This window comes from Enterococcus sp. AZ071 (assembly GCF_050499065.1).
GTDB lineage: Bacteria > Bacillota > Bacilli > Lactobacillales > Enterococcaceae > Enterococcus_A > Enterococcus_A ferrettii.
In genome coordinates this window covers 999,621-1,017,209 of record NZ_JBIPAS010000002.1, presented here as the reverse complement: position 1 = coordinate 1,017,209, position 17,589 = coordinate 999,621, and the positions used below count along the sequence as shown (strand labels likewise).

The following is a 17,589-nucleotide window of genomic DNA, read 5'->3' as shown; positions in this document are numbered from 1 at the left end:
TGATAAACACCAAAAAGAATGGTGCCATCCATTCTTTTTGGTTCATTCATTAAACTTTCACTGCTTCGGTCACTGTCAAATTCTCGCCATTGGAGGCAATCACCTGCTTGTACCAGTCAAAAGATTTTTTCTTGGTACGCTTCATTGTTCCGTTCCCTTGGTCGTCTCGATCAACATAGATAAAACCATAACGTTTGCTCATCTGACCCGTGCTGGCTGCCACTAAATCAATACATCCCCAAGTTGTGTAGCCCAACAGCTCCACCCCGTCGATTTCAACCGCTGCTTTGAAGGCTTCGATATGCTGCTTCAAATAGTCGATGCGGTAATCGTCTTCCACGTAGCCATTTTCGTCTGGCATATCAACAGCACCTAAACCATTCTCCACAATGAATAACGGCTTTTGATAGCGATCGTAAAGCTGGTTTAAAGAATTTCGCAACCCAAGTGGATCAATTTGCCAGCCCCATTCCGTAGACGGTAAGTTGTCATTTTTAATAGAAGCAAAAATATTACCCGTAGCCTGTTGGTAATCTTCCGCATGAGCACTCACTGTTCGAGAGCAATAGTAAGAGAAGGAAACGAAATCTACCGGAGCCGAAGCTAGGATTTCTGTATCACCCTCCTCCATCTGAATCGTCAACCCCTCCTGCTCAAATTTTTTCAATGCGTAATTAGGATATTTCCCCCGCGCTTGTACATCAATGAAGAAATAGCCTTCACGATCTCGTCGAATCGCTTCTTGATAATCCTCAGGACGACAAGTATAAGGATAATGACTGCCGCCAGCCAACATGCAGCCAACCTGATTTTCTGGATCGACTTCATGTGCAATTTTAGTTGCCAGGGCACTAGCTACTAATTGATGATGGGCAGCTTGATATTTTACTTCTTCCTTGTTGTCGCCTTCGTGAAAAATAATCCCTCCACCAACAAAAGGTTGATGCAATAAGATATTAATTTCATTGATAGTCAGCCAATACTTTACTTGTCCTTTGAAGCGCTTCAGCACTGTTTCAGCATAATGACTATAAAAGTCCACCAGCTTGCGACTGCGCCAGCCGCCATATTTCTTAATTAAATGCACAGGCACATCAAAATGAGCAATCGTTACTAACGGTTCGATGCCATGCTTTTTCAACTCCTTGAAGATGCCCTCGTAAAAAGCTAACCCTTCCTCATTAGGCTCCAAATCATCGCCGTTCGGAAAAATCCGCGACCACGAGAGCGACATCCGGTATACCTTGAAACCCATTTCGGCAAACAGCTGAATATCCTCAATATAATGATGATACATATCAATCGCTTCCTTAGCAGGATAATAATGATCCTCCTGCCATTCCAGCATTTCCAGTTCACCTAGACCCACTGCTTTGCGATCTTCTCCACAGGGCAATAGATCAATGTTGGAAAGCTTGCGTCCGCCTTCCAAAACGCCTCCCTCTACTTGATTCGCTGCAGTGGCGCCGCCCCACAAAAAGTTTTTATCTAAAGCCATTTATTTTTATCTCTCCCTTATTTTAAACTTTTACTGCCAAAATGGCTTCCTGACAGTCGGTAGGTCCTTGAGTAATCGTTTCTATTGATGAATACTGAGGACTATTGGTTACTACTACGGGTACTTGTGTTTCGTAACCGGCAGCCTGAATACTTTTAAGATCAACGTCCAATAATGGCTGTCCTTTTTTAACCGTATCATCCGCATTTACCAATACTTCAAAATATTGACCTTTTAACTCCACTGTATTTAAGCCCACATGAATCAGGATTTCTACCCCAGTATCTGAAACCAAGCCAATCGCATGCTTAGTAGGAAAAATTGCCGCAATTTTACCATCAAAAGGTGCTACAACCTGACCTTCCACCGGTTCAATAGCAAAGCCTTTTCCTAGAGCCTCAGAAGCGAATGCTTCATCGTGCACTTCACTTAAAGGAATAATTTTTCCTTTCATCGGACTAATTACCCGAGTATCTTCCAAAATCAATTCTTTTATTTCTGAAATCTCTTCCTTTTCAAACTTGAAGCTCAAAATATTCGTTAGTCCACCAGATACTACCATCGAAATAATCAAAGCAATCACGATATTCCAGAAGAAACGCATCGTATCATCACCAATATATAGCAGAATTGCCGGAATACCTGAAGAACCAGTCGCAAAACGGTGCGTGTTGGTCAAACCAGCAAACAAACCGCCAGCTCCCCCACCGATCATTGCCGCAACTAACGGGTATTTCTTTGGTAGGTTAACCCCATACAAGGTCGGCTCGGTAATGCCCATGTAGGCGGTGATCGAGCCAGAAGTTGCCAATTGTTTTAACTTCTTGTCCTTTGTACGAAAAGCTACTACTGCTGAAGCAGTTGCCTGAGCAATATTGGAACAAACACACCCCGGACCAAAAATACTATCATAACCAAGCTCAGCCATCTGCATAACGCCAAGGGGTGCTACACCATTATGCAAGCCAAACATTACCATGATCGGCAAAAAGCCGCCGATTAATACTGCCGGAACCCAGCTGGCATTCACGCTCAAGAAAGTAAAGAACGAAGCCAGATATCCGCCAAGCACTGTACCGATCGGACCCAAAACTGCTAAAGCTAGAGTTCCCATCACTAAGAATGTCAGCATCGGCACAAAAACCAGCTCGACTGATTTCGGAATGATCCGATTCAAGAATTTTTCCACATAGGATTGAACAAAGATAACCAGCAAAATCGGAATCACTGAGCCTGTATACGTTGCTAAGGTAAATGGAATAATATCAAAAAATTGGACAGGGTCTCCAGCCGTTACCAATGCTCCCCAATTGGGATGCAGCATAATCGCCGCTACAGATACTGCCAAAATCGGATTGCTGCGTAATTTTTGTGCTACAGTAAACGCTAAAATCATCGGCAAGAAGTAGAACACACCATCGGCGAACATATTTAATAAATAGTAAGTTTGTGAATCAGCTGAAATGACATTAAAGACCATCAATAAAGCTAAGACTGCCTTCACCATCCCAGCACCAGACAACGCTGGAATAACTGGCTGGAAGGTACCTGCCACAAACTCGATAATGGTTGTCATCAAGCCTTTTTTCTCTCCACCAGGTTTTCCTGAAGAAGCGGTATCGACATTTTTCTCAACCTCTTCAAAGACATCCTTCACGTGAGTGCCGATAACCACTTGGTGGACACCAGCATTAAAAATATATTTTGTGACGCCATCTAAGTCTTCTAACCCTTCGACATCAACCTTCGTTTCATCGACCAATTTGAAACGCAGACGCGTTTGACAATGATAGGCTTCCGTAATATTCGCTTTACCACCCAATTTTTTTACGATGTCACGAGCCAACGATTGATATTTCTTACTCATGATGTTACCCCTTTCACTGAAACAAGCAGATTGTTTTGTGAATCTCACCGGTGTATTCAGTGCTTGTCTGTAAGTGAACTTTATCACGTCCAGATAGCGTTTCCAATAGATTTAGAACAAGACGAAACGCATTTCACAAAACTTCGGAAAAAGACGGTGTTTTGTGGAATGCGTTTTATTTTTTATTAAAATAGGACAATGAAACAGCAAAAGGAAAAAAATTTTTTCTGCTTTCTCCCTAAAACCTCTCCTCCAACTCCTTAAACGTCGCCTGTCTCCGCGACTCCAATTGCTTGGCGCTGGCAATTTTGTTAGCCTTGTTTTCCTCATAATTCAGGGCAAACACTTTGGCATACAACGCATCCAAAATCATCAAAATTGATTCCTGAGTAGCAAAGTTGGAAATCTTGGAATAAAGCTTTTCTTTACTAGAGATATTCAAAACCACATCCGAATAATCGCGCAAATAGTTTTTGCCACCGCTAGTAATGCTGATGATCGGTACGCCATTTTTCATCAGGATCTTGACGTTACTGGTAGGATTCTCATCCGGATTGTTCCCGGAATAAGAAATGATTATTGCACAATCCCGCTGAGTTAAGGAATGAGAAATTGTTCCGCACTCGCCAGATTTTGCCATAAAGGCTTTTTTGCGAATCGTCAGCAAATTCCTTTTGAACAGCTCCCCATAGTAATAATTGGGACTCGTTCCATAGACCACAATGTTCTCTGCCTGATAAACCAGCTCGGCAGCCTTATTCAAATCCTCAGTCGCAATCAGCGAGACAGTGTCCTTCATACTCTGCATCTTTAAATTGACCAAGCTCTCAATAATCTCTAAGGTATCTGCTTCAGCTGAAAAAGGAACATTGGGGTCGACATCCGCATAAGCCGTGTCGTCATGGTACGCCACCTCATGGTTGAAGGCATACATGAATTCTTTCCAGCCAGAATAGCCGAAATATTTAGCAAACCGAACCAGCGTCGGCTTGGAGGTAAAGGTTAACTTTGCGATTTTCTCCATCGAAAGCTCCTGTAACTGATCACGATTTTCTAAGATAAACTCCCCGATCGTGCGCCGGGCATCACTTTGCTTAAAGGCTGCTTCTTCAATTCGTTGAAATAGATACATTATGGCTCACCTCACATGACCTTTTTTTCAGAAGACTCCATCGTTGTCGAAGCAATTTTTTTATCATAAAAATCTAATTTCCATTCCAATTTGGCAACCGTTCGATTAATCTGTTCCTGCTTCTTCACTAATTTCTGGTATTCATCCGTCAAAATTTCTTGACGCTCCAACAAGGTCGAATCGCCTACCTGATATAATTCTGAATACCTCGATAGTGAATCAATTGATAAGCCAAAATCCTTCATACATTTGATAAATTCAATCCAATTCAGATCTTCTTCTTGAAAATCACGCACTCCAGCCGCATTACGGGTTACCGGCGGCATTAAGCCCTGCTTTTCGTAGTAACGAATTGTTGCTGGAGTCATGTCATATTTAGCTGCTACCTCCGATATGTTCATCATACTCATTCCTTCATCATTGTTTTCTTTATTGTAACAGTCAAAAACACAATGACAAAGTGAATCTGAAAAAATTTCCAGCAAAGAATTTCCAATATTGAAGGAGGTGTACAGAAGAATGATTCAAAAAAAACCCCCACAAACATTTATCATGAGGATTCCTACGTTTACGCAATAGATGGTTGAATCGAATTATTTTTTGCTGTTTTGAAAACTGCAGAACCAATTTCGATCATAGTTACAATCACAATGATGCCGCAAATTGCCATTTGGATGGTCAATGTATTTCCAGTAGAAATATAATGCAGCACGTCACCAGTTGACCAGGTCTGTTCCTGCAGTAGATGGATCAGGTCTGAGCTGAAAATATCCCGCTGCAGGAATAAAAAGATCCATAAGATAGCAGAGATAAGGTGATCGATAATCACCCAAGTACAAACACGTCCATTCCAATAGCGTTGGGTAATCTTTTGAACACTTGAAATTACAGTAAGAATGATAATAACTACCATTATCGGAACAACCTTCATCGCAAAACTGTTACTAAACAACGCAATTCCGTCAATTGATGAATCTGTGCTAAAAATAACAAATGGTGAAAAATCCAATGCTATTAAAGCCAACCAGCCGCAAAAGAAAAACGCCGCGATCATTTCACCAATGGGTTCAGACAATGAGATTCGCTCCCCCTCTTGAGGCTTTGGCAAATCTTCCAGTTTCCATTTTTCTTTCTTTTGGTCACCAATCATACCGGTTCTTTCAGCGATAACATAACCCACTGTTACCCAAATCAATGTTTGCATCGCCGCTGATACACCGCTGCTGATTCCTTGACTAATAATCAGTTGGAAAATTTCGTTTATCTGAATCCCATTCGTCTGAAAAAGTTCAACACCAGCGCTGACAATCCCAATAAATACCGCAATGATTGTTATGATTGGTACTAACATCTTCAACATACGCACATAGCTATCGTAAACCATGGGTGAAATCAAATAGCGCGGATGCTGGCGATACTCTACTGCTAAATCTGCTGGCGACCCCATTTCTTTTAGAACCTGTTTGATCTCTTCCTCAGTCGGATTTTCCGACAGCATATCATAAATATTACTTTTTAATTCCCGTTCAACTTCGGCCCGCTCTTTCTCAGGCAAGCGTCCCACTACAGCAGCAACATACCGATCTACCCAATTTTCCATAATTTATTCCCCCAAGTAAATTTGAGCAATGCTTTCTTGCATCCTCTTCCATTCCTTCAAAAGCTCCCGGCTGATTTTTACTCCTTGTTGATTTAACGTGTAATACTTTCGTGGCCGACTTTCCGTTGTGTCCCAATCACTCGTCAATAGTCCTTGTTTTTCCAGTCTTCGCAGCAAAGGGTATAAGGTATTCGCTTCAATTTCAATCCCTTTATCCTGCAATTCCTGCAGTAACGCATAACCATAATAAGGCGACTTAAAGCTCCCTAACACCGCCAATACTAAACTACCTCGCTTCATTTCAGTGATGTAACTTTGTACAAGGTCTTTTTCCGGCATACTCATCACCTCTTCATAATCATTATACTGTACGTCGCACACTATAGTCAATCTCATATTATTGTTTCGAATCATTTAATTTGATTCCGTGAGTAAAATATTTTGCCGCTTTTATGATACAATCAATACAAGAAAAGCCAACTGAAGGGAGTTTGTCAGGTTGAAGGATTATCAATGGTATAGTGACCGATGGGGGCAGCCTACCCAAGACGACGACATGCTCTTTTTACTTTTAACGATCGGTGTCTTTCAGGCAGGCCTCAGCTGGAAAGTAGCAGCTGGCAAAAAGGAAATTTTTATGCGGAACTTTTGTGGAATGGATTTCCGTAAAGTAGCCGCACTCTTTCCGGATGATGCGGACCAGATTGCAAAGGATCCAGAGATGATCCGCAACCCTAGAAAGATCAGAGCCGTTATCCAAAATGCACGGGCAATTGTCCGATTGTTAGATGACTACGATAGCTTTGCTGATTATTTGTGGGATTTTGTCGGGGGTGTCCCTGTCGTTAAGCAATACGAAACCGAGGATCAAGTCACCAATACTTTGCCTGAAGCCACGACGATTGCAAAAGATATGAAGAAGCGAGGATTTACGTTTGTCGGTCCAGTAGTTACCTGCATGTTTTTGAAGGCGGCCGGAGTGATTCAAGATCAGGTGCTGGATCAATGAATTAATACAAATTAATTCATCCTATATTTTATAGAAAAAATTCCTGTGAGATGATGATACCACCTCACAGGAATTTTCTGATCTTATCCTAAAAACTTTCTTGCTCATCCTTCGTTCCATCCCGCTTATCCTCCAGCCTAAAATGTCTCAACAACGATCCCAACATGAGTCCTAACCCAGAAAATACCGCTCCACTGTTAAACTGAGTCGGCATCGCAGCAAAATCAGTCGTTGCCAAAACCAATATAATCAAGAAAACAAAGGAAACAACTGTCGAACGTCGATGCTTAGCTTTTTGTGTCATACTTCATCAACCTGCCCTTCAAAAAATCACCTGTTTACCTTCATTCTACTCCCTTTCAACAAAAAATTCTTCATCAAAAAAGCCCTACTCCAAAAAGTAGGACTTTAGCTATCAAGCTCTATTTCGTCTCTAAATCGTGCATGAACAACCCGCTCAACAGCTTTGGTTCAAACCAGGTTGATTTTGGCGGCATGATTTTGCCAGCATCAGCAACTGATAGTAAATCAGACATCGCTGTTGGATACATCGAGAAGGCTAATTGCCAATCACCAGAATCCACTAACTTCTCTAATTCTTCGGTACCACGGATGCCGCCGATAAAATCAATTCGTTTGTCCGTACGGACGTCTTTGATATCAAAAATTTGATCGAAGACATAATTTTGCAATAGTGAGACATCTAAACGCTCGACTGGATCACTGGTTACTTTTTCAGGCTTAACAGTTAATGTATACCAAGCATTGTCCAAATACATTTGGACCTGACCAACTGCGGCTGGTTTCTTCACGCCGCTTTTCTCGACAGTAAAGTTTTCAGCTAACTGATCAAAGAAATCAGCTGGTGGAGCTACCTTCAACACACGATTGTATTCCCAAATTGCTAACTCATCATCAGGGAAAATAATCGATAAGAAGTTGCTGCTTTCTGGGCTTTCCTGACCATTTTCACGTTTTTCTAAACCAACTTTAACAGCTGACTCCGTTCGGTGATGACCATCAGCAATATACAATGCATTTACTTTATTGAAAGCTTGCTCCAATTGTTCAATTACAGCTGCTTCATCGATCACCCAAACCTTATGAGTCACTTCATGATAGCTGGTAAAATCGTAAACCGGCGTATGGTCAGCTTTCCAGTTCTTCAATAAACCTTGAATGGTGTCATCAGAACGATAGCTCAAAAAGATCGGACTTGTGTTCGCATCACAAGCTTTAATATGATTGATTCGGTCGATTTCTTTTTCCGGACGAGTAAACTCGTGCTTTTTAATCTTGCCAGATACATAATCATCAATTGACGTACAAGCCACCAATCCAGTTTGGCTGCGGCCATCCATGATTAATTCATATAAGTAGTAAAAATTATCAACTTCTTTTTTCAGCCAGCCTTCTTTTAAGAAAGCGGCCAAATTGTCTGCTGCCTTTTGATAAACCTTTGGATCATACGGTGATAAATCCGTCGGTAAATCAATTTCTGCCTTGTCAATATGAAAGAAGCTGTACGGATTGCCTTCAGCTAAATCTTTAGCTTCCGCTGAGTTAACTACATCATAAGGTAAAGCTGCTACTTTGTCTGCTAAATCTTCAGCTGGACGAATAGCTTTAAAGGGATGAACTTCAACCATTAGTAGCCCACCTCCTGATTCTTAATAGCGCGAACGCGAATAATCCCTTCATTTTCTGAAAGCTTATCAGCAATCGCTTGGATTTTCTCAGGATTCGTTTCATCGACATCCACCAATGTATACGCATGATCGTCTTTTCCGCGATTTACCATATTGGCAATATTGATATCTAAAGATGCAATATCAGAAGCAATCTGACCTAGCATATTGGGCACATTTTTATTGATGATGGTAATACGATATGGCGCATGGAAAGCCATTTCCACGGTTGGAAAGTTCACAGAACGCTTAATAACTCCGGTTTCCAAGAAACGCTTCAAGCCGCGAGCAGCCATTTTTGCACAGTTAATTTCTGCTTCCTCAGTAGACGCACCTAAATGCGGCAAAACAGTAATTTTGTCATTTTTCAGCAGTTTTTCTTCTGCAAAGTCAGTAGTAAATCCAGCAATCTTACCTTCATTTACTGCTTTTAGAACAGCATCAGTATCCACGATTTCTCCGCGAGAGAAGTTGAACAATTTTGCTGTATTCTTCATTTGAGACAATTCATCAGTACTGATTAAATGTTCGGTTGTATCCAATAATGGAACATGCAAAGTAATAAAATCGCAGTTATTCAGAACTTCTTTAATATCGGTCGCTCGACGTACTCGACGAGAAATGCTCCAAGCAGTATCCACTGATACGTATGGATCATAGCCGATCACTTCCATTCCTAAGCGATAAGCATCGTTGGCGATCATAGCACCAATTGCTCCTAATCCGATCACACCAAGTTTTTTGCCTTCTAATTCCGTTCCAGCAAATTGTTTCTTTTGTGCTTCTGCTTGTTCTTCTACATCATCGCCGCTCAACGTTTGAACCCATTGAATTCCTTGAATCATGGGACGGACTGACAATAGCAAGCTGGCGATAACTAATTCTTTCACTGCATTCGCATTGGCACCTGGAGTGTTAAAAACGACAATTCCTTTTTCGGTGCATTCCTTGACTGGAATATTGTTGGTTCCAGCACCTGCACGAGCAACGGCTAGAACAGTATCTGGAAATTCATAGTCGTGCAGTTTTTGACTGCGCAAAATGATACCATCCGGTGTTTCGCTTTCGTTAATCCGGTAGTTCTCTTTATCAAAACGCTGCATACCTTCTGGTGCAATCGCGTTAAAAGTTTTAATATGAAACATTTATTTTCCTCCGTTTTCTCGTTCAAATTTTTCCATAAATTCAATCAATGCGTCCACTCCAGTTGCAGGAAAGGCATTATATAGACTTGCCCGCATACCACCCACGGAACGGTGACCTTTTAAGTTTTCAAATCCAGCCGCTAAAGCTTCTGCATTAAATTTCTTGTCTAGTTCTGCATCACCAGTCACAAATGGAATGTTTGTAATAGAGCGTGCTTCTTTGGCAACTGGACTTTGGAATAAATTAGAACTTTCGATAGCATCGTACAAACGTCCGGCTTTTACTTGATCCTGTTGTGTTATCCCAGCAACGCCGCCTTGTTCTTTGATCCATTCGAACACCAATTTTGCCATGTAAATCGCAAAGGTTGGTGGTGTATTGTAAAGAGAATTGTTATCCGCTTGAATTTTATAATCCAACATTGGTGCAGCAATTTTCGCATCGCCAATCAAATCTTCACGAATGATTACTACGGTTAAACCTGCAGGTCCAATATTTTTTTGTGCCCCAGCATAGATGACACCAAAATCTTCTACTTTGTAGTCATTAGCCAAAATATTTGATGACATGTCAGCCACAATCGGTACATCGCCACAATTAGGAATCGTTTGGAAAGCTGTTCCCTCAATCGTGTTGTTAGTTGTGATGTGTACATATGCTGCAGATTGGTCGATTTCTTTTGGTAAGCCAGGAATATAACTAAAGTTATCATTTTCACAAGCTGCAATAACTTCGACTTCTACGTTATCTAATGCTTTTGCAGCACTGATTGCTTTTTTAGACCAAGAACCTGTATTTACGTACAACGCTTTCTTACCCTGAGCCAAATTCAATGGCACCATAGTAAATTGCAAGCTTGCTCCGCCTTGTAAAAAGAGAACCTTATAGTTATCAGGGATAGCCATTAATTCACGTAATAAGCTCTCAGCATCGGCAATGATTTCTTCAAACCAGGAGGAACGATGACTCAACTCCATCACCGACATGCCACTGCCCTTATAATTCAGCAGTTCGGATTGTGCTTTCTCCAACACGGCTTTTGGTAATACGGCTGGTCCAGCAGAAAAATTGTAAATTGTCATTCTTGTTCGCTCCTTCTTCTTTTTTAAACTTTTCATCTTCGAAATTTCGATGTCGTGAAAACTGGCATCAATCGCAAGATGTGAAGACAATTATAACAGATACTTTAAAATGATAAAAGTCTAATTTTAGGGTAAGATGCTTATAATTTGAATTTATCCTAGAAATTTTCATATTCCTTTTCAATTCAGACAAAAAAACAGGATCTAAGGACTAGACCTGTTCGTTGTAATCGGATTCATATATAATAGAAGAAACACGGATATTTTTGAGGACCTTACTCTTTAATATAGCAAAAAGATTGTGGCGCTGCCTTGATTTTGTAATCCTTTAAACTCAGCGGTTTGTCGTAAAGGACAAGATTTTTAATCTGAATCCCGTAGCCGATTTCTTGTCCCCGAAAATAGGCATCAAAAGACTCCTTTGTCTCGGTTGAATAGTTTTTGGTTTTCTGCCAAAGTTTGATTGGGTGATCACGAATAATTTTCTCAATTTCAAATTCACCAATAATTTTTCCACAGGGTTTTGTTGCGTAAATAAGCACAGTAGAAATGTCTGTTCGTTTGAAAATACTTTTTCGGTATTCGATTGTTTTTGTACCTAGAGCAATTTCAGATACATATTCCGGCTTGATTGACAATAACACCTTCAAGAGACTCATCCTTTTAACCATTTTCTTCTATTATACTATCACGATCAGACAGTTGAACACATTTTAGAAAGAGAGGACTAAACGTTATGATAAATAAGCAATTACTAGCAGAACGACTGTATCGAAACGGCCTGATCACACCTTTTGATACAGCTAAGAGCAGTGTGCACCATTTAGGTGGCGTTCAGGCACAGGTGCAGCAGTTTGCCGAAATTGCCCTGTTGAATCGCTCTGCCGAAAAACTTACCCCGCAAGAATTAAGCGATTTATACCAAGATCATACCTTCATTAATTTCTGGGGACAAAGAAACACCTTGCACATGTATACTGCCCAAGACTGGGATTTGTTTTGCTCTATTTACCACGATAAAATGTATATTCAAAAACAAAAGTCTATTTATCAAGAGTTTTTTTCAGTTTTAGAAGATCAACTCTATCAGCTGAGTGTCGCTAAAAAAATCGTCACTCGGAAGGAGATCGATCAATTTATTCAAGCACGTGCCCCTGAAAATCTGCGCGACAATGACTACTTGACTTATATGATGCTCAATTACTTTTGTGCCAACGGATTGCTTTTTGGTATTCCAGCAAAGCCAAGTGTGCAGCAATTTGCAACCTTTGCTACATTAAATAAAGAACCGTGGCAGCAGCAAACCAACCACCATGAAGCTTCCTTAGAAAAATTGATGATTCGCTATTTTACTTACTATGGACCCGCGACCGCTCAGGACTTCAGCCATTGGTCGGGTTTATCCATGAAGGTCTTTAATGATACACTTAACCTAATTAAATCCGATCTGAATCTGCAGATTATTCAAAATCGAACCTATTACAGCTTCGGAGAATACACACAAAAAAATACACGCAAACTATTGGTACTAGGAAAATTCGATCCCTTGTTTGTAGCCTATCGACACAAGGATTGGATTGCAACACCTGAGCAGCAAAAAGCTATCTGGCGCAGTGCCGGACATGTAGAATCCGTCATTTTAGAAGGCAGTAAGTTATTAGGAACCTGGCGGCATGTGTCTTAAAAGGACAAAAGCTGATGATTCAAATAGAGCCGCTAACCACCATTTCTCTTGATACACAAAAACGTATCTACGGAAAAATGAACAAGATCGCTCTCTTCTGGCAAAAAGATCTAGTTGATGTAGTATACAAATAACTACACAAAACAGTGCTTTACTTCTCTAAAGGGAGAGGAGCAAAGCACTGTTTTTTTGTTGATAGTAGTCAATTCCTATCCTAGTTAGCAAAAATCGGAAAATTCAACTGCTGATAGGTGGCATTTAAATATAAACTAATAAGAATAAAGGCTATTAGCAAGAATAGCAAAAGAAAAAAACGGCCATTTTCAGCATTTCGATCTTTGATGTAGGATGTTAACGCCAAAATTAGAAAGATAAACTGCGTTAGGATGATACCGGCTAAGGTAATCAGAATAATACTGTCTTGATAAGGCAAGAAATTTCTCATAGGTGATCTGTCCTCTTGTCATATGGTCTATCTTTTATTTTAGTCTATGTCGGCAGTTGGAGCAAGATTTAGCTCAACAAAGATATAAAAGAAACTAACCACTGACCTACCTATTGAGTATTATCTCTGAAAAAAATGAATTCATGCTCCTCGTCTTATCTGCACCATAGTCTGTCTTCCCCACATATTACGTTGCTGCTTGCTCGATTAAGACTTACTGAAAACTAGTGCAAGTGCTTTGCTAGCTCTTCAATAGGAATTATCCCGATAAAAAGTAATCCTGTAGATCCATTGAATCAGATTGGCAAAACGAAAAAGCTAGAACAGGCTTTTCGACTAGAGCCTCTTCTATTTCAATTAAATGATTCATTTCAAGTACAAACAAATGACCTAAACAGCTTTTCATTATAGGTAGCTTGTCGGATTTTTTCTGTTTCTATAAAGTAACAAATACGGAAATATCCAAGCCAGCGTATTTAATAACAGTACACCTATTTGTTTTATTGATAACAAATACAATTCAAAAGAATTTAGACCTTCTCCCATAATTTCAAATAAAAAAACAAAACCATATTTGGTAAACATAACTGTTATCAGCAAATTAATCAGTGAAATAATCGTATAGATAGCTAATGAAATTCGTTTAGTCCATTTTTGGTGATTTGCTAAAAATAAAAGACTGATTAATCCATCAACTATCGTTACGATTGTAACCGACAACAGTATAGTATTGAGAGACGGTATGCTGTCATACTTAGCTATTTTTTCTATTAACAAAACGATTAGTATAAACATTGCTGGAAACATCGCTACAAGTACAACCATATTCTTGGAATTCAATCTATCCTTAATCCAATTTTTCACCGCTATCGTACTTTTGTTTGTTTTTATTCGATGTAAGTTTGAACGAAGTAATTTAACTGGTTTAATAACTGGTTTAGTAATTGTCTTCTCATTATTAACAAGATATACATGATCAGCTAAAACCATTAAAATCTCTGATAAAACATAATATACGATTAATAAACCGATAGTAACAACCTTTAGAGGAATATTTGCTGGTCTTGAACTAACACCACCCTCATCTAAGTAGATGACATTTGAGGAATTAATTAGTGCAATAATCCATAATAGTAATGTTCCAGTGCTCATATTGAAAAGTAATATAGATATCAACTTAAACTTTTTTCGGTAAGGTAATATAAGATTTAACCATGGTACTATAAATAGGAATAAATACAATCCAAATGACAATATAGCAAACCAAAAATATGCACCATTCACTAAATAAAACTGGGCTGTCTGAGCTGTTCCCAGAACAAGAATGGCAACTGTACATACTGTAACAATGATATTTGTACTTCTTTTGAGATAAAGCTTTTCTTTTATCCTCCAAAGCATATCGTACATATTCGTTTTGATAATAATACCGTGTAACACTCTAGTAATGCCCCATTGTATTACAGAGACACCTATAAAAAGAATAGGAATAACCCATACTAATGCTGGAACCATTTCATCACCATCTTATTTTCCCCATTCTATATATTTTTATTTACTTACACGTCCTATTTGCTAGTACACTTCAACTGACAGAAATATAATATGCATAGGTCTATAATTATCAGCAAGATACTCGCTATAAAAATAGTTGTATCAAAAAATCCACCAAACGAAAGTATCGATGTAAAAGCATAAAGCATCCAACTAAATACAAACAAATACATATATCTGTTTTCGTCTGTTGGAACGTTTAAATAAGCTTTCGAATAGTTAATTCTAAAAACAATAGACACTATGTACAAACCAAGTAATCCTAACCCAATTAAAAAAATGGGTAAATACAGAGTCCAACCTCCAAATATGATCCCCCATCCAAAACCAATACCAGATGGATCACCCAGAGAATCCTTAACCTCATCATTCGTATTTCTTATGACCAACGGAGCGATTAACATTATAATTATAGTCACACATTCTAAATAAAGCACTCTTAAAAAAGAACTTTTCAACTTTTCGTTATTATACATCGTTTTATCCCTTTTATAAATTACAAATATATCAAATGTGACTATTTATTATAAATACATAAATATCTTAATACCATCTGTTGTTTATATCAATTGATTTTAACCGAAATCTTAATAATTGTAAATGTCATTACTCTTCTCAACCTTAAGATTAGATGTTTCCTCTCCTCGTGTCCTCTTTGCTTGGTTTAATTAGATGATTGATGCCCCGCATATATACACTAGTGACAGATGAAAGGAATGCTTTCTGAGTAATAGATAAAAAATAGGCGAATTCAATGAAAAGAATTCACCTAAGAGATCTTTAATTATTTCCTTGCTGCTTAATTCATTACACAAGGGTTTCTTGTATTCCAAGCTTAATCCATTTCGACGTTAGTAACTGTGACCCATCCAAAAAAGAGCAAGGTTAAAATGAACGCACACCATAATGCGAATGATGCATTAAGCAGAACGATTAAGCTGCCAAACCCTACACCCAAAATGAATACTAAAATCGCAAAGCCAATATCAGAGAATTCTTTTCTTGCTGCTTTATCCTTCTCAAATAACCATCTGTAAAGATTGCTCATCAAATTTTTAGTGTTTCCCGTCATGATACCATCATTAAATGTAGCAACCCCGACCTTTCTGAATAATGTTAATTCAAATCCAGCTAATCCACCCAATAGGAAGACCATAAAAGAATCATTTAGCTGCTGCTGAAAGATCGCAAAAACCAGCAGCACGGCACTTTGAAGCAAAAGCTTCATTTGATACTTTCTGCGAACAGCGCCACTGACTTTCTCCACCAGCCATTCCCCACAAAAAGCACCAATGGCAAATCCGACAAACACAGCAATATGCCCGGCGGCTTGAGCGAAATGTCCAGTGAACAATTTGCTGCTGAAAGCCACCATATTCCCTGTCTGAGCACTGACAAAAACGCCGTCTTTTTCAATAAAGGTATAAGCATCTATAAATCCCATTAGAAAAGTAGCGAATAAGGTCAGAACGGTTAATGAGTTAATCTTTTGCTTTGTCTGCAACATTCTCATCCTCATTTCTATTAAAAAGCAGAGATCAAAAGTTTAGGTAACCTCCTAAATTTTGCATCTCCGCATTTTTTATTTAATTTTAAAAGACATCCTTTGCATTTAAGCCATTGCTTTCTTCTCGGTCAAAGGGGCTGCTGCTAGTGTGCTTCTTTATGTCCTGATTAATTTTGTCTTGATCAAACCAAATAACTGGAGTTGGTGTTTCCTCTTGTGGCAGGCTTTCAACAAATTCTTTGGTTAAATTCAAGTGATCTGCAACAATTTGGGAAGGTGTAGTAGCCATCCATTTATTCAAGGAAATATCTGAGTAATCAGGATTTTTGAAGACTTCCACGAAAATAAGTTTTTCTTTCCCAGTCTTTTGCACATAATGTCCCGCAACGGTTGGAACATAACCAACATCACCAGCACGATAGTCAAAGGTTCTCGCTAACCCATTGGAATTGAAGACCGTCATTCGAGCTTCCCCCTGGATGTAGTACTGCCATTCAGCCCCTTTAGGATGCCAATGTAATTCCCGCATTCCGCCTGGTTCAACTTCAACAATTGCCGCCGAAATTGTTTTGGCTGCTGGGAATTCCTTTTGATCAACAATCCAAACCCGACCTGCTTCCGATTCAATTGGTTTCAACGAGTCCATGTGGAAAGTTAATGGCAATGGGGTTTCGCCATTGTTGTTTGGTCGTTTTACATCTTCAATTGGTTTGGGAACAGCTTTTTTGAAAATATATTTTTCCTTCGTTGGTAAATTCTCCAGTTCAGAAATTTTCTTCTTGAAGTTTGCTGCAACAATTTCTTTCGGAGTATGTGCCAACCAATCAGTAATTAACATGGTGTTGTTCTCTGAAAAATCAGGCTCGCTAAATACCAATAAGAACTCACAACCTTGATCTAAGCCTTGGATAGAATGAGCAACACCAGCTTCAAAGTTCCAAATATCTCCCGCCTTCACATCATCGATAAATGATTTACCATTTTCATCAATTGCTGTTACGCGGGCATTCCCGTAAAGCATCAATCCCCACTCAGCTTCTTTATGCCAGTGCATTTCACGATAAACACCAGGCCCTAAGTTCATATCAACACCAGCAACCTGATCAGAAGCTGGAATTTCACGATTAGTAATTTCTCTAGCCCATCCACCATCTTCTAAGCGATTGCGCACATCATCGTAGCTAAAACGCATATTAGGTAAGGTGCCGTGATCTGTTGCAGGTGGGACCAAAAAATCCGGTCCTTCAATATCTCTTAATGAATCATGTGGTCCTCGATTGTAATAGCCTTTGCCATCGGATGCGCGGATTGGTTGTGGTTCTTTCTCTTCATTATTCATCGTAAAAATCTCCTTTGTAATTTGAATTTTAAACCTAA

The 17,589-nt window shown here is 39.3% G+C and carries 18 protein-coding genes; 2 read left to right on the top strand and 16 right to left on the bottom strand.

Going from position 1 to position 17,589, the window contains the following annotated elements:
* Positions 1 to 49 precede the first annotated feature (49 nt).
* The 6 genes from IGI49_RS23305 to IGI49_RS23280 all read right to left on the bottom strand — a co-directional run bounded on the left by IGI49_RS23305 (position 50) and on the right by IGI49_RS23280 (position 6,436).
* Complete coding sequence (locus IGI49_RS23305) at positions 50 to 1,498, bottom strand: 6-phospho-beta-glucosidase (protein WP_429965247.1); 1,449 nt, start codon at positions 1,496 to 1,498, stop codon at positions 50 to 52.
* A gap of 22 nt (positions 1,499 to 1,520) precedes the next feature.
* On the bottom strand, positions 1,521 to 3,365 hold the full coding sequence (locus IGI49_RS23300) for a beta-glucoside-specific PTS transporter subunit IIABC (protein ID WP_429965248.1): 1,845 nt from the start codon (positions 3,363 to 3,365) through the stop codon (positions 1,521 to 1,523).
* Positions 3,366 to 3,603: 238 nt separating this feature from the next.
* Entirely contained in the window at positions 3,604 to 4,497 is an 894-nt protein-coding gene (locus IGI49_RS23295; RefSeq protein WP_429965249.1) for a MurR/RpiR family transcriptional regulator, read from the bottom strand.
* 11 nt (positions 4,498 to 4,508) lie between these two features.
* On the bottom strand, positions 4,509 to 4,898 hold the full coding sequence (locus tag IGI49_RS23290) for a MerR family transcriptional regulator (protein ID WP_429965250.1): 390 nt from the start codon (positions 4,896 to 4,898) through the stop codon (positions 4,509 to 4,511).
* A 167-nt stretch (positions 4,899 to 5,065) separates the two neighbouring features.
* Complete coding sequence (locus tag IGI49_RS23285) at positions 5,066 to 6,097, bottom strand: HAAS signaling domain-containing protein (RefSeq protein ID WP_429965251.1); 1,032 nt, start codon at positions 6,095 to 6,097, stop codon at positions 5,066 to 5,068.
* A 3-nt stretch (positions 6,098 to 6,100) separates the two neighbouring features.
* Positions 6,101 to 6,436: a PadR family transcriptional regulator gene (locus IGI49_RS23280; RefSeq protein WP_429969606.1), complete on the bottom strand. Its 336-nt coding sequence runs from the start codon at positions 6,434 to 6,436 to the stop codon at positions 6,101 to 6,103.
* A gap of 160 nt (positions 6,437 to 6,596) precedes the next feature.
* Between IGI49_RS23280 and IGI49_RS23275 the strand changes: the two genes are divergently transcribed.
* A complete protein-coding gene (locus IGI49_RS23275; protein WP_429965253.1) occupies positions 6,597 to 7,106 on the top strand; it encodes a DNA-3-methyladenine glycosylase I in 510 nt (169 codons plus the stop codon).
* An 88-nt stretch (positions 7,107 to 7,194) separates the two neighbouring features.
* Here the strand turns inward: IGI49_RS23275 and IGI49_RS23270 are convergent, their stop codons facing one another.
* From IGI49_RS23270 to IGI49_RS23250, 5 genes are all read right to left on the bottom strand, one after another.
* A complete protein-coding gene (locus tag IGI49_RS23270) occupies positions 7,195 to 7,410 on the bottom strand; it encodes a hypothetical protein (RefSeq protein WP_429965254.1) in 216 nt (71 codons plus the stop codon).
* 118 nt (positions 7,411 to 7,528) lie between these two features.
* Positions 7,529 to 8,755, bottom strand: a complete 1,227-nt coding sequence (locus IGI49_RS23265) for a DUF1015 domain-containing protein (protein WP_429965255.1) — start codon at positions 8,753 to 8,755, stop codon at positions 7,529 to 7,531.
* Positions 8,755 to 9,939, bottom strand: coding sequence for a phosphoglycerate dehydrogenase (locus IGI49_RS23260; RefSeq protein WP_429965256.1), 1,185 nt, complete (start codon positions 9,937 to 9,939; stop codon positions 8,755 to 8,757). Before IGI49_RS23260 ends, IGI49_RS23265 begins: the two co-directional genes overlap by 1 nt.
* A complete protein-coding gene (gene serC, locus IGI49_RS23255) occupies positions 9,940 to 11,022 on the bottom strand; it encodes a 3-phosphoserine/phosphohydroxythreonine transaminase (RefSeq protein WP_429965257.1) in 1,083 nt (360 codons plus the stop codon).
* Between the two features lie 275 nt (positions 11,023 to 11,297).
* The gene (locus IGI49_RS23250; RefSeq protein WP_429965258.1) at positions 11,298 to 11,672 is read right to left on the bottom strand and encodes an ASCH domain-containing protein; all 375 of its coding nucleotides are present in this window, start codon (positions 11,670 to 11,672) and stop codon (positions 11,298 to 11,300) included.
* Between the two features lie 86 nt (positions 11,673 to 11,758).
* On the opposite strand from IGI49_RS23250, the gene IGI49_RS23245 reads away from it, so the two are divergent.
* Positions 11,759 to 12,706, top strand: coding sequence for a DNA glycosylase AlkZ-like family protein (locus tag IGI49_RS23245; protein WP_429965259.1), 948 nt, complete (start codon positions 11,759 to 11,761; stop codon positions 12,704 to 12,706).
* Positions 12,707 to 12,920: 214 nt separating this feature from the next.
* On the opposite strand, the gene IGI49_RS23240 is transcribed toward IGI49_RS23245, so the two are convergent.
* The 5 genes from IGI49_RS23240 to IGI49_RS23220 all read right to left on the bottom strand — a co-directional run bounded on the left by IGI49_RS23240 (position 12,921) and on the right by IGI49_RS23220 (position 17,551).
* Complete coding sequence (locus IGI49_RS23240; protein WP_207702580.1) at positions 12,921 to 13,151, bottom strand: hypothetical protein; 231 nt, start codon at positions 13,149 to 13,151, stop codon at positions 12,921 to 12,923.
* Positions 13,152 to 13,556: 405 nt separating this feature from the next.
* Positions 13,557 to 14,666: a hypothetical protein gene (locus IGI49_RS23235; protein ID WP_429965260.1), complete on the bottom strand. Its 1,110-nt coding sequence runs from the start codon at positions 14,664 to 14,666 to the stop codon at positions 13,557 to 13,559.
* 53 nt (positions 14,667 to 14,719) lie between these two features.
* Positions 14,720 to 15,181, bottom strand: coding sequence for a hypothetical protein (locus tag IGI49_RS23230; RefSeq protein ID WP_429965261.1), 462 nt, complete (start codon positions 15,179 to 15,181; stop codon positions 14,720 to 14,722).
* A gap of 359 nt (positions 15,182 to 15,540) precedes the next feature.
* On the bottom strand, positions 15,541 to 16,212 hold the full coding sequence (locus tag IGI49_RS23225; RefSeq protein WP_429965262.1) for a YoaK family protein: 672 nt from the start codon (positions 16,210 to 16,212) through the stop codon (positions 15,541 to 15,543).
* Between the two features lie 85 nt (positions 16,213 to 16,297).
* Positions 16,298 to 17,551 carry a cupin domain-containing protein gene (locus IGI49_RS23220; protein WP_429965263.1) on the bottom strand — a complete coding sequence of 418 codons (1,254 nt, stop codon included), beginning with the start codon at positions 17,549 to 17,551 and terminating at the stop codon, positions 16,298 to 16,300.
* Between the last annotated feature and the right edge of the window lie 38 nt (positions 17,552 to 17,589).

Excerpts from the sequence above, each read along its gene's own strand:
- IGI49_RS23220 (WP_429965263.1), bottom strand. The coding sequence starts at position 17,551 with ATGAATAATGAAGAGAAAGAACCACAACCAATCCGCGCATCCGATGGC.
- serC (WP_429965257.1), bottom strand. The coding sequence starts at position 11,022 with ATGACAATTTACAATTTTTCTGCTGGACCAGCCGTATTACCAAAAGCC.
- IGI49_RS23235 (WP_429965260.1), bottom strand. The coding sequence starts at position 14,666 with ATGGTTCCAGCATTAGTATGGGTTATTCCTATTCTTTTTATAGGTGTC.
- IGI49_RS23230 (WP_429965261.1), bottom strand. The coding sequence starts at position 15,181 with ATGTATAATAACGAAAAGTTGAAAAGTTCTTTTTTAAGAGTGCTTTAT.
- IGI49_RS23240 (WP_207702580.1), bottom strand. The coding sequence starts at position 13,151 with ATGAGAAATTTCTTGCCTTATCAAGACAGTATTATTCTGATTACCTTA.
- IGI49_RS23265 (WP_429965255.1), bottom strand. The coding sequence starts at position 8,755 with ATGGTTGAAGTTCATCCCTTTAAAGCTATTCGTCCAGCTGAAGATTTA.
- IGI49_RS23280 (WP_429969606.1), bottom strand. The coding sequence starts at position 6,436 with ATGCCGGAAAAAGACCTTGTACAAAGTTACATCACTGAAATGAAGCGA.
- IGI49_RS23245 (WP_429965259.1), top strand. The coding sequence starts at position 11,759 with ATGATAAATAAGCAATTACTAGCAGAACGACTGTATCGAAACGGCCTG.
- IGI49_RS23300 (WP_429965248.1), bottom strand. The coding sequence starts at position 3,365 with ATGAGTAAGAAATATCAATCGTTGGCTCGTGACATCGTAAAAAAATTG.
- IGI49_RS23260 (WP_429965256.1), bottom strand. The coding sequence starts at position 9,939 with ATGTTTCATATTAAAACTTTTAACGCGATTGCACCAGAAGGTATGCAG.
- IGI49_RS23225 (WP_429965262.1), bottom strand. The coding sequence starts at position 16,212 with ATGTTGCAGACAAAGCAAAAGATTAACTCATTAACCGTTCTGACCTTA.
- IGI49_RS23270 (WP_429965254.1), bottom strand. The coding sequence starts at position 7,410 with ATGACACAAAAAGCTAAGCATCGACGTTCGACAGTTGTTTCCTTTGTT.
- IGI49_RS23305 (WP_429965247.1), bottom strand. The coding sequence starts at position 1,498 with ATGGCTTTAGATAAAAACTTTTTGTGGGGCGGCGCCACTGCAGCGAAT.
- IGI49_RS23285 (WP_429965251.1), bottom strand. The coding sequence starts at position 6,097 with ATGGAAAATTGGGTAGATCGGTATGTTGCTGCTGTAGTGGGACGCTTG.
- IGI49_RS23290 (WP_429965250.1), bottom strand. The coding sequence starts at position 4,898 with ATGAACATATCGGAGGTAGCAGCTAAATATGACATGACTCCAGCAACA.
- IGI49_RS23295 (WP_429965249.1), bottom strand. The coding sequence starts at position 4,497 with ATGTATCTATTTCAACGAATTGAAGAAGCAGCCTTTAAGCAAAGTGAT.